The following is a 13,319-nucleotide window of genomic DNA, read 5'->3' on the forward strand; positions in this document are numbered from 1 at the left end:
AAGTCTACGTGGGGCCGGCGACGGTCAGACCAGGCTCTCCAGGGGTACGGAGGGGTTGGCGAGGGCCTCCGGGTCCACGGCCGTGCGGGAGCGGATGAGCTGCTGGACGGGCTCTGTGACGTCCCACACGTTCACGTTCATCCCGGCGAGGACGCGGCCCTCCTTGAGCCAGAAGGCGATGAACTCGCGCTTCCCGGTGTCGCCGCGGACGACGACCTGGTCGTACGAGCCGGGGGGCGCCCAGCCGGAGTACTCCATGCCGAGGTCGTACTGGTCGGTGAAGAAGTACGGCACCCGGTCGTAGGAGACGGTCTGGCCGAGCATGGCGCGGGCGGCGGCGGGGCCGCCGTTGAGGGCGTTGGCCCAGTGCTCGACGCGGAGCCGGGTGTGGAGCAGCGGGTGGTGGGCGGCGGCGACGTCCCCGGCGGCGTAGATGTCGGGGTCGGAGGTGCGCAGGGACTCGTCGACGGCGATGCCGCCGCCGTCGGCCCGGTCGACGAGGGCGAGGCCGGCGTTCTCGGCGAGGGCGGCGCGGGGGGCGGCGCCGATGGCGGCGAGGACGGCGTGGGCGGGGTGCTCCTCGCCGTCGTCGGTGCGGACGGCGAGGACCATGCCGTCCTGGCCGACGATCTCGGTGAGCCGGGCGCCGAAGTGGAAGCGGACGCCGTGGTCGGTGTGGAGGTCGGCGAAGAGCTGGCCGAGTTCGGGGCCGAGGACCCGGTGGAGGGGGGTGGGGTCGGACTCGACGACGGTGACCTCGGCGCCGTAGCCGCGGGCGGCGGCGGCGACCTCCAGGCCGATCCAGCCGGCGCCCGCGACGACCAGGTGGCCGTTGTCGCGGCCGAGGCCGGCGAGGACCTGGCGGAGCCTGTCGGCGTGGGCGAGCCGGCGCAGGTGGTGGACGCCGGCGAGTTCGGTGCCGGGGACGTCGAGGCGGCGGGGCTCGGAGCCGGTGGCGAGGAGCAGCTTGTCGTAGCGGATGACGGTGCCGTCGCCGAGGCGGACGGTGTGGGCCTCGCGGTCGACGGCGGTGACGGACTGGCCGAGGTGGAGTTCGATGTCGTGGCTCGCGTACCAGGCGGCGTCGTGGACGAAGACGGTGTCGCGGTCCTTGGCGCCGGTGAGGTAGCCCTTGGAGAGCGGTGGGCGCTCGTAGGGGTGGTCGCGTTCGTCGCCGATGAGGATCACTCTGCCGTTGAAGCCCTCGGCGCGCAGGGTCTCCGCCGCCTTGGCCCCGGCCAGGCCCCCTCCGACGATGACAAAGGTCTGATCTGCGTCGACCACGTCGTTTCCTCCTCGTTGCGACCGCTTCCAACCTACGCCCCCGGGAGTTCCCCGGGCCGTACCGCCTCGGGGGCGTGCCTGCGAGGGTCCCGTACGGAGCGGGGTGGCGGAAGAGGGCCTGGGGGTTGCGGCTACCGGTGGGACCGGAGGCGGTCGTGGAGGGTGCGGGCGGAGGCGTCGGTGAGGGAGGCGATCTGGTCGACGACGACCCGCTTGCGGGCGCGGTCGTCGGGGGCGGCGTCGAAGAGGGTCCTGAACTGGGGTTCGAGGCCGTCGGGGGCGCGGGCGACGAGGGCCTCGGCGAGTTCGGCGACGACGATCCGCTGGTCGGCGCGGAGGGCCTCCTGTTCGGCGCGCTGTATGACGTACCGGTCGGCGACGGCCTTGAGGACGGCGCATTCGTTGCGGGTCTCGCGGGGGACGACGAGCTCCGCGCCGTAGCGGGTGAGGGGGCCGGGGCCGTACGCGCGGCGGGTGGCGGTCTCGGCGGCGAGGCAGAAGCGGCCGATGAGCTGGCTGGTGGCGTCCTTGAGGCGGGCCTGGGCGACGGCCGAGCCGTCGTAGCCGTGCGGCCACCACTCCTGGTCGAGGAGCCGGTCGAGGGCTTCGGCGAGCTCCTGCGGGTCGGTGTCCTCGGGTACGTAGCGGCCGACGGCGACCCGCCAGATGTCGGCGCGCTCGGGGTCGGCGAGGAGGAGGTTGGGGTCGACGTGTCCGGCGTGCAGGCCGTCCTCGAAGTCGTGGACGGAGTAGGCGACGTCGTCGGACCAGTCCATGACCTGGGCCTCGAAGCACTTGCGGTCGGCGGGGGCGCCTTCGCGGATCCAGGCGAAGACGGGCAGGTCGTCCTCGTACACGCCGAACTTCGGCGAGCCGGGGTCCTCGGGGTGGCCGCCGCGCGGCCAGGGGTACTTGGTGGCGGCGTCGAGGGCGGCCCGGGTGAGGTTGAGGCCGACGCTGACGAGGTCGCCTTCGGCGTCCGTGACGAAGCGCTTGGGCTCGATGCGGGTGAGGAGGCGCAGCGACTGGGCGTTGCCCTCGAAGCCGCCGCAGTCCTTGGCGACGTCGTTGAGCGCCTGCTCGCCGTTGTGCCCGAAGGGCGGGTGGCCCATGTCGTGGGAGAGGCAGGCGGCTTCGACGAGGTCGGGGTCGCAGCCGAGGGCGGCGCCCAGTTCGCGGCCGACCTGGGCGCACTCCAGGGAGTGGGTGAGCCGGGTGCGGGGGCTGGCGTCCCAGGCGTGGCTGCGGGTGCCGGGGGTGACCACCTGCGTCTTGCCGGCGAGCCTGCGGAGGGCGGCGGAGTGCAGGACGCGGGCGCGGTCGCGCTGGAAGGCGGTGCGGCCGGGGCGTTTGTCGGGCTCTGCGGCCCAGCGTGCGGTGGCGGTCGGGTCGTAGCCGGGAGTGTCCTGTGACGTGGGTTCCGTGATGCCTTCCATGGGTCGACGGTAACCGGAGGGACCGACAGAAGGGCTCAGATCGTGACGAGTTCTCGTACGGGAACGGAGGTGCGGGCGGCGAGGTCGTAGCGGCGCAGGAGCAGTCGGGCAAGGGCGGGGTGGGCGCCGAGGGGGTCGGAGGCGATCCAGGGGGCGTGGGCGGCGCTGCGGGTGGCGAAGAGGCCGGGGGCGGTGAAGCAGGAGGCGACGGCGATCCGGTGGCGGCCGCGGGCGGCGAGGGCGCGCAGCGCCTCGGGGACGGTGGGCGCGGCGGCGGAGGCGTAGGCCGGGACGACGGGGACGCCGCCGAGGCGTTCGCCGAGGAGGCCGGCGATCCGGTGGATGTCGTCGGCGACGCGGGGGTCGCGGGAGCCCGCGGAGGCGAGGACGACGCCGGTGGAGTCCGTGTCGCCGGGGGTCCAGCCGGCCTCGGTGAGCCGGTCGGCGAGGGCCTCGGCGAGGAGGGGGTGCGCGCCGAGGGGGTCGGCGATCCGGGCGCGGAGGGTGGCGGGAGCGGCGGCGACGGCGGCGGGCAGGTCGTGGGTGACGTGGTAGCCGCGGGCGAAGAGGAGGGGGACGAGGATCGCCTCGCGGCCCTCGGCGGCGAGGTCGGCGAGGGTCTCGTCGAGGCGGGGGGTGTCGATCTCGATGTGGGCGAGGCGGACGTCGAGCCGGGGGCGCAGCTCGCGGACGCGGTCGAGGAGCCGGGTGAGGGTGGCGCGGGCGCGGGGGTCGCGGCTGCCGTGGCCGACGGCGACGAGGGTGGGGCGGGTGCGGGTGTGCATGGGTGGGTACCTCCTCCTCGGGCTTCCCGGCCGGGGCGTCGTACGGATGCGTACGGATGCGTACGGATGCGTACGGCGGCCGGGCCGGAGCGGGCGCCGGTCCGGGGTCCGGCCGGGGCCGGTGGCGGGGGGGCGTGTCGTCCGGCTCCGTCTCGTACCGATCGTGTCGGGCGTACGTTGCCTGTCCGTTGCGCGGGGGTCACGGCTTCTTTCCGTGGTCTCACGGCCGTGTTTCCGCGGCCTCACGCGCGGGGGGCGTGAAGTGTCAGGCGGGCGGGGAGGCGGGGCGCCCGGCCGTGAGGCTCGAAGGCGCGCGGCCCGGGCGGGGCGCGGGCGCCGTCAGGCGTCCAGCCAGATCCGGAGGGGGCCGATCTCCTCGAAGCCGGCGGCCCGGGCGGGGGGCAGGTCGTCGCCCGACTCGTAGCCGACGACGGGCCGGTCGGCGGGGGCGGCCGCGAGGGCGCCGGCCCAGCTGAAGGAGGGGTCGGTGTCGCCGGTCACGAAGACGTTGGAGACGCCGGTGACGCGGGCGCTCGCGCTGAGCACCGCGCCGCCGAGGACGCGCCCGTCGGCGGCGTGGCCCGCGACGAGGGTGGTCGCCGGGTCGTCGAGGAGCCCGGGCGGGAAGAGGGCGGCCTCGTCGGTGTCGCCGCCGCTGCGGGCGAGGGCCCAGGCGGTGAGTTCGGCGGGGGTGCGGACGGGGCGCCAGTCGCCGGTGACGGCGGGGGCCGGGAGTCCGGCGGGGCGGTGGATCCACCGGGCCTCGAAGAGCAGCCGGAAGCCCTCGGCGGCCAGGTCCAGGCGGGCGTGGCTGTCCTTGACGGAGGCGCCGGGGGCGGTGCGGTCGATGCCGTCGAGGACGTCCCGGACGTCCGCGTCACCGGTCAGCGTCACCGCGTCCGGGTAGTAGAGCGGGGTGCGGCGGGCGCTGGTCCAGGCGCGTGGTCCGAAGGTGCCGGTGAGGCCGTGGGCGCGGCACATGGCCTGGCACCACTCGGCGTTGTTCCGGACCGCGTCCCCGAGGACCTCTGTGGTGATCATCCGCAGATCGTACGGGTCCGCCCGCGTACCCCTGCCCTCTTTTTTCCTTCCGGATAACGGAATATCTTTTCCGTCATGAGAATGTCCCCCGCGTCGCTCCCCCGGCGCGCCGCAGCCGAGTTCATCGGCACCGCCTCGCTCGTCGCCGTCGTCGTCGGTTCCGGCATCCGCGCCGACTCCCTCAGCCAGGACATCGGCGTCCGGCTGCTCGCCAACGCCCTCGCCTCCGCCCTCGGGCTCGGCCTGCTCATCGCCCTGCTCGGTCCGCTCTCCGGCGCCCACTTCAACCCCGTCGTGACGCTCTCCGAGTGGTGGTCGCGCCGACCCCGCGACGGGGGCAGGGACGCCCTCGTCTACATCGCCGCGCAGCTCGCGGGCGCCGTCGCGGGCGCCCTGCTCGCCGAGGCCATGTTCGGGCGGACGCCCGGCGCCTGGGCGACCGCGCCACGCTCGGAGCCGCACCTCCTGCTCGGCGAGGCCGTCGCCACCGCCGGTCTTGTCCTCGTCGTCCAGGGCCTGCGGCACACCGGCCGCCCCCAGCTCGCGCCGGTCGCGGTCGCCACCTACATCGGCGCCGCGATCTGGTTCACCTCCTCCGGCTCCTTCGCCAACCCGGCGGCCACCGCCGGCCGGGCCCTCACGGACTCGTTCACCGGCATCGCCCCCGCCTCCGTGCCCGCCTTCGCCGCCGCCCAGCTCCTCGGCATGCTGCTCGGCATGGTCCTGGCCGGTGTGCTCTACGGAACAGAACGGGCGTCCACCGAACCGAACGCGGCCGGATCGCGTCGGACGGGGTGACAGCACGTCACCGCCCCACCCCGACCCAGGGAGGTCCCCGCATGCCGGCACGGTTCAGCCGCTGGCTCCCCCGCTCCACCCGGGCCCGCCGCCGCACCGTCCAGGCCGTGATGCTCGGGGCGGTCCTCGCGCTCGCCCCGGCGACCTGGATGCACACCGCCGCCGCGGGGAAGCTCCGCACCACCGCGGACGTCCCCGCCCGGGACGTCGCCCTCGTCTTCGGCGCCGGACTGTGGAAGGGCCGCCCCACCCCGTACCTGGCGCACCGGCTGGACACCGCCGCCGAGCTCTACCGGACCGGCAAGGTCCGGGTCCTCCTCGTCACCGGCGACAACAGCAGGACCGCGTACGACGAGCCGAGCGCCATGCGGACCTACCTCACCGAGCGCGGGGTGCCGGACGCCCGGATCGTCAGCGACCACGCGGGCTTCGACACCTGGGACTCCTGCGTGCGGGCCCGGAAGGTCTTCGGGGTCGACCGGGCGGTCCTCGTCACCCAGGACTTCCACATCAAGCGGGCGGTCGCGCTCTGTGACGCCGCGGGCGTCGACGCGTACGGCGTCGGGGTCGCCGAGCCCCACGACCGCACCTGGTACTACGGCACCACCCGCGAGGTGTTCGCCGCGGCCAAGGCCGCCCTCGACGCGGGCCTGCGCCCGGACCCCCGCTTCCTCGGCCCGCGGGAGCCCGGCGTCACGGAGGCCCTCGCCTCACCCGCCGGGCGGCCCTGAAGCGAGCGGGGAGCACCGCAGTTGTAATACGGGACGCCGTCCCGCGTAACACGGCCGACGCACGATGGCGACATGTCCGAGGTCACCGCCGTTCCCACCCACTGCCCCTACTGCTCGCTGCAGTGCGGCATGTCGCTCCGCCCGACCGGCGCGCCGGAGCTGCCCGCCGAGGTGGTCGAGCGGACCGACTTCCCGGTCAACCGGGGCGCGCTCTGCGGCAAGGGCCGCACCGCCCCGTCCGTACTCTCCTCCCGGGTCAGGCTCACCGAGCCCCTGATTCGTCGCCCTGACTCGGGGGCCCTGGAGCCCGCGTCCTGGGAGGAGGCACTCGTCGCCGTCGCCGAGGGGCTTCGCCTCACCCGCGCCGACCACGGCCCCGACGCCGTGGGGGTCTTCGGCGGCGGCGGCCTCACCAACGAGAAGGCGTACGCCCTCGGCAAGTTCGCCCGGCTCGTCCTCGGCACCTCGCAGATCGACTACAACGGCCGGTTCTGCATGTCGTCGGCGGCCGCCGCCCACCAGCGCGCCTTCGGGCTCGACCGGGGGCTGCCGTTCCCGCTGGAGGACATCCCGCGGACCGGCTGCGTGATCCTCGTCGGCTCCAACCTGGCCGAGACGATGCCGCCCGCCCTGCGCTACCTCACGGAGCTGCGGGAGAACGGCGGGAAGCTGATCGTCGTCGACCCCCGCCGCACGCGGACGGCCGAGCAGGCCGACCTCCACCTGGCGCCCCGCCCCGGCACCGACCTCGCGCTCGCCCTCGGGCTGCTGCACCTCGTCGTCGCCGAGGGCCGGGTGGACGAGGAGTTCGTGCGGGAGCGCACGGAGGGGTGGGAGGCGGCCCGCGCCGGGGCGATGTCCCACTGGCCCGAGCTGGTCGAGCGGATCACCGGCGTGCCGGTCCCGCTGCTGCGGGACGCCGTGCGGACGTTCTGCGACGCCGAGAACGCGATGGTGCTCACGGCCCGCGGCCCCGAGCAGCAGTCGAAGGGCGTCGACACCGTCGGCGCCTGGATCAACCTCTGCCTGGCGACCGGCCGGGCGGGCCGGCCGCTCAGCGGCTACGGCTGCCTCACCGGGCAGGGCAACGGCCAGGGCGGCCGCGAGCACGGCCAGAAGGCCGACCAGCTGCCCGGCTACCGCAAGCTCGACGACCCGGCCGCCCGGGCGCACGTCGCCGGGGTGTGGGGGGTGGCGCCGGAGTCGCTGCCGGGGCCGGGCCGCAGTGCGTACGAGCTCCTCGACGCACTCGGCGGGGACGTCAGGGCCCTGCTCCTGATGGGCTCCAACCCGGTGGTGTCCGCCCCGCACGCGGCCCACGTCGAGGAACGGCTGCGCTCCCTGGACTTCCTGGCCGTCGCCGACGTCGTCCTCTCCGAGACCGCCGCGCTCGCCGACGTCGTCCTGCCGGTGACGCAGTGGGCCGAGGAGACCGGCACCATGACCAACCTGGAGGGCAGGGTGCTGCTGCGCCGCCGGGCCCTGACCCCGCCCGCCGGGGTCCGCAGCGACCTGGAGGTGCTGCACGGGCTCGCCGGGCTGCTCGGCTGGGAGAAGGGGTTCCCGGCCGACCCGGAGGAGGTCTTCGAGGAGCTGCGCCGGGCGTCGGCGGGCGGTCCCGCGGACTACTCGGGCATCAGCTACCGGCGCATCGAGGAGGAGCAGGGCGTCTTCTGGCCCTGTCCCGGGACCGGCGCGGGCGAGCCCGACCACGGCGGCACGCCCCGGCTGTTCCTCGACCGGTTCGCGACGGCGGACGGCCGGGCCCGGTTCGTGCCGGTGGTGCACCGGGCCGCGGCGGAGGAGCCGGACGCCGAGTACCCGGTGCTCCTGACGACGGGACGGGTGGTGTCGCAGTACCAGTCGGGGGCGCAGACCCGGCGGGTGGACGAGCTGAACGCGGCGGCGCCGGGGCCGTTCGTGGAGCTGCACCCGCGGCTCGCGGAGCGGCTCGGGGTGGCCGAGGGCGAGCGGGTCGCGGTGGTGTCGCGGCGCGGGCGGGCCGTGGCACCGGCGCGGGTCACGGGGGCGATCCGGCCGGACACGGTCTTCATGCCGTTCCACTGGGGCGGTGAGGGCCGGGCGAACACCCTGGTGAACCCGGCGCTCGACCCGGTCTCGCGGATGCCCGAGTTCAAGGTGTGCGCGGTGCGGCTGGAGCGGGCCGAGGGGGCCGGGGAGTCCGGCTGAACCAGTCGCCGGTGGCGATGAGCGGCCCGAGGGGGGTGCCGGGGGCCGCGAGGTAGACCCAGGCGCGGACGGTGGTCCCGTCGCGGACGCGGAGCGCGTCGCGGGCGGACCGTACGTACCCGGCGCCGCCCTCGATCCGGTCGAGCGCGGCGAGCAGTTCGGCGTACGCGTCGGGCGCGGGCGTCACGAGCGTGCCGGTGACGGTGCCGTCGCCCGGCACGGCGTACGGGTATCCGGGGCCGTCGTGGAGGAGGGCGCCCGGCAGGAGCGCCTCCTCCTCGGCGGCGGTGCGGCCGAGGAGGAGGCGGTCGTGGTTGTACGCGCCCGGCCGGAGCGTCCCGTAGACGAAGAGTGGCAGGGTCACGGGGTGCCGGCCTCGGTTTCCAGCCACTCCAGGTAGGCGGCGGAGCCCCGGGCGACGGGGGTGGCGAGGATCTCCGGCGTCGCGTAGTCGTGGGCGGCCAGGAGGTGGGCCTCCAGGGCCTCGTAGCGGGCCTCGACGGTCTTGAACACGACCAGCCACTCCTCGGCGGTCTCGATGGCCCGCTGCCAGTGGTAGACGGAGGTGACGGGCCCGGAGACCTGGGCGCAGGCGGCGAGCCGGGCCTCGACGGCGCCGCGGGCGAGCGCTTCCGCCTTGGTCCGGCTGTCGGTGGTGGTGGTCACGGTGAGGGCGCGGGGTGCGGAGGTGGTCACGCCCTCACCGTACTGTCCGTCAGGCGCCGGCGAACTGGGCCCGGTACAGCCGGGCGTACGCGCCGTCCCTGGCGAGCAGTTCCTCGTGGCCGCCCTGTTCGGCGACGGCGCCGTTCTCCATGACCAGGATCGTGTCGGCGTCCCGGATGGTGGAGAGCCGGTGGGCGACGACGAAGCTGGTGCGGCCGGTCCGCAGCGAGGACATGGCCTGCTGGACGAGGAGCTCGGTGCGGGTGTCGAGGGAGCTGGTGGCCTCGTCGAGGACGAGGATCACGGGCTCGGCGAGGAAGGCGCGGGCGAGGGCGACGAGCTGGCGTTCGCCGGCGCTGAGTCCGCCGCCGTCCTCGTCGAGGACGGTGTCGTAGCCGTCGGGCAGGGTGCGGATGAACCGGTCGGCGTGGGCGGCACGGGCGGCGGCGACGATCCGCTCGCGGGAAACCTCGCCGGGCGCGCCGTAGGCGATGTTGTCGGCGAGGGTGCCGCCGAAGAGCCAGGTGTCCTGGAGGACGGTGCCGATGCGGGAGCGCAGGTCCTCGCGGGTCATGCGGGCGGTGTCGACGCCGTCGAGGGTGATGCGGCCGCCGGTGGGTTCGTGGAATCGCATGAGGAGGTTGACCAGGGTGGTCTTGCCCGCTCCGGTGGGGCCGACGACGGCGACGGTGCGGCCGGGTTCGACGGTGAGGGAGAGGTCGTCGACGAGCGGCCGGTCCGGCTCGTAGCGGAAGGCGACGTTCTCGAAGGTGACCCGGCCGCGCGGGGTGGCGGTGGGGCCGTCGGCGGTGGCGGGTCGCTCGGGGTCGGCGGGGTCGGGCCGCTCCTCCTCGGCGTCGAGGAGGTCGAAGACCCGTTCGGCGGAGGCGACTCCGGACTGGAGGAGGTTGGCCATGGCGGCGACCTGGGTGACGGGGCCGTTGAACTCGTACGAGTACTGGACGAAGGCCTGGACGTCGCCGACGGTCAGGGTGCCGGCGGCCACGCGCAGTCCGCCGAGGACGGCGATGAGCACATAGGTGAGGTTGCCGACGAGGGTGAGCGCGGGCTGGATGAAGCCGGAGACGAACTGGGCGCGGAAGCTCGCCCGGTAGAGCTCCTCGCCGAGCTCGTCGAAGCGGCGGACGGCGTCGTCGCGGCGGCCGAAGGCGACGACCTCGGCGTGGCCGGTGACGGTCTCCTCGACGTGGCTGCCGAGGCGGCCGGTCACGGCCCACTGCCGTACGAACTGCGGCTGGGCGCGGCGGCCGACGAGGGCGGCGACGGCGAGCGAGACGGGGACGGTGCCGAGGGCGACGAGGGCGAGCACCGGGGAGATCCAGAACATCATCACGAGGACGCCGACGAGGGTGAGCAGGGCGCGGACCATCTGGCTGAAGGCCTGCTGGAGGGTCTGGGTGATGTTGTCGATGTCGTTGGTGGTGCGGGAGAGGACCTCTCCGCGCGGCTGTCCGTCGAGGTACGTGAGGGGCAGCCGGGACAGTTTGGCCTGGGCGCGCTCGCGCAGCCGGTGTCCGGCGCGCTGGACGACGGTGGTGGCGAGGCGCTGCTGGACCCAGGTGAGCAGGGACGATCCGGCGACGACGGCGGCGGAGAGGGCGAGGACCCGGCCGACGGCCGCGAAGTCGACGCCGCCGGGGCCGGCGGCCCCGGTGACGACGAGGTCGGTGGCGCGGCCGAGGAGCAGGGGGCCGAGGACGGCGAGGGCGACGGCGGCGGTGCCCGCGGCGAGGACGGCGGCGAGGCGGGCGCGGTCGGGGGCGAGGGTGCGCAGGAGGCGGAGGCCGGAGGCGCGGAAGGCCAGGGAGCGTTCGAGGGTGGGGGTGGCGAGGCCGGGGTCGCGCTGGGGCGGCGGGCCGGTGCGGGCGGGGGCGGTGGGGGCCCGCGTCGGCGCGGGCGGGTTCGTCTCGCGCGGGTTCGCCGTCGCGGTGCTCACGCTGCTTCCTCCTCGGTCGGCTGGGAGCGGACGATCTCGCGGTAGGTGGTGTTGGTCCGCAGGAGTTCGTCGTGGGTGCCGGTGCCGACGGTCCTGCCGTGGTCGAGGACGACGATCCGGTCGGCGTGGCGGACGGTGGAGACGCGCTGGGCGACGAGGACGACGGTGGCGTCGGCGGTCTCGCGGCGCAGGGCCTGCCGGAGCCGGGCGTCGGTGGTGGCGTCGAGGGCGGAGAAGGAGTCGTCGAAGAGGTAGAGGCGGGGGCGGGCGACGAGGACGCGGGCGATGGCGAGCCGCTGGCGCTGTCCGCCGGAGAGGTTGGCGCCGCCCTGGGAGACGGGGGCGTCGAGGCCGGCGTCGAGGGCCCGGACGAAGTCGGCGGCCTGGGCGACCTCCAGGGCGTGCCAGAGCTCCGCGTCGGTGGCGTCCGGTCTGCCGTACCGGAGGTTGGAGGCGACGGTGCCGGAGAAGAGGTACGGCTTCTGGGGGACGAGGCCGACGGTCCTCGCGGTGAGCGCGGGGTCGAGGGTGCGGACGTCGGTGCCGTCGAGGAGGACCCGGCCTTCGGTGGCGTCGAAGAGGCGGGGGACGAGGCCGAGGAGGGTGGACTTGCCGCTGCCGGTGGAGCCGACGACGGCGGTGGTCTCGCCGGGCCGGGCGGTGAGGGCGATGTCGGTGAGGACGGGTTCCTCGGCGCCGGGGTAGCGGAAGCCGACGCCTTCGAGGTCGAGGCGGCCGGGGCCGTCGAGGGTGCGGACGGGGTCGGCGGGCGCGGTGACGGAGGGCCGGGTGTCGAGGACCTCGCGGACGCGTTCGGCTCCGGCCTCGGCGCGGGGCATGTGCATGAGGAGGAACAGGGACATCATCACGGCCATCGACGTCTGGAGCAGATAGCCGAGGAAGGCGACGAGTTCGCCGGGGTGGAGGGTGCCGTCGTCGATGCGGTGGGCTCCGGCCCAGACGAGGGCGACGGTGGTGAGTTCCCAGATGACGAGGACGAGGGGGAACATGACGGCCTGGAGCCGGCCGGCGCGGAGGCCGACGGCGAGGAGTTCGTCGTTGGCCTCGGCGAACCGCGCCTGCTCGTGGTGGTCGCGGACGAAGGCGCGGACGACCCGGACGCCGGTGATCTGTTCGCGCAGCACGCGGTTGACCCGGTCGAGGCGGGTCTGCATGCCGCGGAAGAGGGGCCGCATCCGCAGGACGACGGTGCCGACGGCGCCGGCCATGACGGGGACGAAGAGGACCAGGATAAGGGCGAGGGGCACGTCCTGGCGCAGGGCGAGGGCGAGGCCGCCGACGCACAGGAGCGGGGCCGGGACCAGCAGGGTCAGGGCGAGGACGGTGAAGGTCTGGATCTGCTGGACGTCGTTGGTGGTGCGGGTGATGAGGGAGGCGGCGCCGAACCGGCCGCGCTCCCGGGCGGAGAAGTCCTGGACCCGGCGGAAGACCTCGGAGCGCAGGTCGCGGGCGAGGCCCATGGCGATCCGGGCGGCCACGTAGGTGGCGGCGGCCGCGGCGGCGCCCTGGAGGAGGGTGACGCCGGCCATCGTGGCGCCGCCGGTGAGGACGCGGCCGGTGTCGCCGCGCAGGACGCCGTGGTCGATGACGCCGGCGTTGAGGGCGGGCAGGGCGAGGGAGGCGAGGGACTGGAGGAGCTGGAGGAGGGCGAGTAAGGCGAGGGCGGGGCGGTGGGCGCGCAGGCGCCCGGCGAGGAGTCGCGGCAGCATCGGACGCGCCTCTCAAGCCGCGTACGGGCGGACGGACTTGGCGTCGCGCAGCGCGTGGCCCCACCAGGCGAGCTGGTCGAGGAGGACCTTGGCGGCGTTCTCGGGGCCGGTGGGGTCCTTCAGCCGGCCGTCCTCGTCGAACTGGTCGTGGGCGAAAGGGAAGGTGACGGTGTCGCGCATGGTGACGGCGTGCATCTCGGCGTAGACCTGACGGAGTTGCTCGACGGCGCGCAGGCCGCCCGACATCGCGCCGTAGGAGACGAAGCCGACGGGCTTGGCCCGCCATTCGGTGTAGTGCCGGTCGATGAGGTTCTTGAGGGCGGCGGGGAAGGAGTGGTTGTACTCGGGGGTGAGGACGACATAGGCGTCGGCCTCTTCCAACAGCGGTGTGACCTTGGCGAGTTCGGCCCGGACGGCCGGGGACGGGTCGTACGAGAGGGAGGTCGGCAGGTCGACGTCGGCGAGGTCGAGGACGGTGACGGCGAAGTCGTCGCGCTCGGCGAGCCGGGAGCGGAACCAGTCGGCGAGGACGGGCGCGAAGCGGCCTTCGCGGTCGCTGGCGACGACGAGGGTGAGGGCGAGGGGGGCGGCGGGCGCGGCGGAGGCGGCGGACGCCGCGGAGTTCGTGAGGTCCATGCCGACGATCGTGGTACCTCAACTTTGGTTGAGGTCAAGCGGATCCTTCACGAGCCGTACGGTGA

Annotated in this window: 12 protein-coding genes; 3 read left to right on the forward strand and 9 right to left on the reverse strand. The window is 74.9% G+C overall.

Annotated elements, in window-relative coordinates; genetic code table 11:
• Positions 1-24: 24 nt before the first annotated feature.
• The 4 genes from ACWDVG_RS00480 to ACWDVG_RS00495 all read right to left on the reverse strand — a co-directional run bounded on the left by ACWDVG_RS00480 (position 25) and on the right by ACWDVG_RS00495 (position 4,546).
• Positions 25-1,284 (reverse strand): NAD(P)/FAD-dependent oxidoreductase, encoded by a 1,260-nt coding sequence (locus ACWDVG_RS00480; protein ID WP_451694710.1) that lies wholly within the window; start codon positions 1,282-1,284, stop codon positions 25-27.
• A gap of 131 nt (positions 1,285-1,415) precedes the next feature.
• Positions 1,416-2,720: a deoxyguanosinetriphosphate triphosphohydrolase gene (locus ACWDVG_RS00485; protein WP_451694711.1), complete on the reverse strand. Its 1,305-nt coding sequence runs from the start codon at positions 2,718-2,720 to the stop codon at positions 1,416-1,418.
• A gap of 35 nt (positions 2,721-2,755) precedes the next feature.
• Entirely contained in the window at positions 2,756-3,505 is a 750-nt protein-coding gene (locus ACWDVG_RS00490; protein WP_451694713.1) for a sirohydrochlorin chelatase, read from the reverse strand.
• A 339-nt stretch (positions 3,506-3,844) separates the two neighbouring features.
• Positions 3,845-4,546, reverse strand: a complete 702-nt coding sequence (locus ACWDVG_RS00495; RefSeq protein WP_451694715.1) for a hypothetical protein — start codon at positions 4,544-4,546, stop codon at positions 3,845-3,847.
• Positions 4,547-4,621: 75 nt separating this feature from the next.
• Here ACWDVG_RS00495 and ACWDVG_RS00500 point away from each other — a divergent pair, with 75 nt between their 5' ends.
• From ACWDVG_RS00500 to ACWDVG_RS00510, 3 genes are all read left to right on the forward strand, one after another.
• The gene (locus ACWDVG_RS00500) at positions 4,622-5,344 is read left to right on the forward strand and encodes an aquaporin (protein WP_451694717.1); all 723 of its coding nucleotides are present in this window, start codon (positions 4,622-4,624) and stop codon (positions 5,342-5,344) included.
• A 41-nt stretch (positions 5,345-5,385) separates the two neighbouring features.
• Positions 5,386-6,075: a SanA/YdcF family protein gene (locus ACWDVG_RS00505; RefSeq protein ID WP_451694719.1), complete on the forward strand. Its 690-nt coding sequence runs from the start codon at positions 5,386-5,388 to the stop codon at positions 6,073-6,075.
• Positions 6,076-6,147: 72 nt separating this feature from the next.
• Positions 6,148-8,265 carry a molybdopterin oxidoreductase family protein gene (locus ACWDVG_RS00510; protein WP_451694721.1) on the forward strand — a complete coding sequence of 706 codons (2,118 nt, stop codon included), beginning with the start codon at positions 6,148-6,150 and terminating at the stop codon, positions 8,263-8,265.
• On the opposite strand, the gene ACWDVG_RS00515 is transcribed toward ACWDVG_RS00510, so the two are convergent.
• Genes ACWDVG_RS00515 through ACWDVG_RS00535 form a run of 5 tightly spaced genes read right to left on the reverse strand, consistent with a single transcriptional unit; the run spans position 8,210 to position 13,254 of the window.
• Entirely contained in the window at positions 8,210-8,629 is a 420-nt protein-coding gene (locus ACWDVG_RS00515; protein WP_451694722.1) for a gamma-glutamylcyclotransferase family protein, read from the reverse strand. The genes ACWDVG_RS00510 and ACWDVG_RS00515 overlap by 56 nt on opposite strands.
• Positions 8,626-8,961, reverse strand: coding sequence for a divalent-cation tolerance protein CutA (gene cutA, locus ACWDVG_RS00520; RefSeq protein ID WP_451694724.1), 336 nt, complete (start codon positions 8,959-8,961; stop codon positions 8,626-8,628). The genes ACWDVG_RS00515 and cutA overlap by 4 nt, the downstream gene beginning before the upstream one ends.
• Before the next feature lie 19 nt (positions 8,962-8,980).
• The gene (locus ACWDVG_RS00525; protein ID WP_451694725.1) at positions 8,981-10,888 is read right to left on the reverse strand and encodes an ABC transporter ATP-binding protein; all 1,908 of its coding nucleotides are present in this window, start codon (positions 10,886-10,888) and stop codon (positions 8,981-8,983) included.
• On the reverse strand, positions 10,885-12,618 hold the full coding sequence (locus tag ACWDVG_RS00530) for an ABC transporter ATP-binding protein (protein WP_451694726.1): 1,734 nt from the start codon (positions 12,616-12,618) through the stop codon (positions 10,885-10,887). The genes ACWDVG_RS00525 and ACWDVG_RS00530 overlap by 4 nt, the downstream gene beginning before the upstream one ends.
• Positions 12,619-12,630: 12 nt before the next feature.
• Positions 12,631-13,254, reverse strand: coding sequence for an NADPH-dependent FMN reductase (locus tag ACWDVG_RS00535; protein WP_451694728.1), 624 nt, complete (start codon positions 13,252-13,254; stop codon positions 12,631-12,633).
• Positions 13,255-13,319 lie beyond the last annotated feature (65 nt).

It is taken from the genome of Streptomyces sp. NPDC003327, from assembly GCF_053589515.1.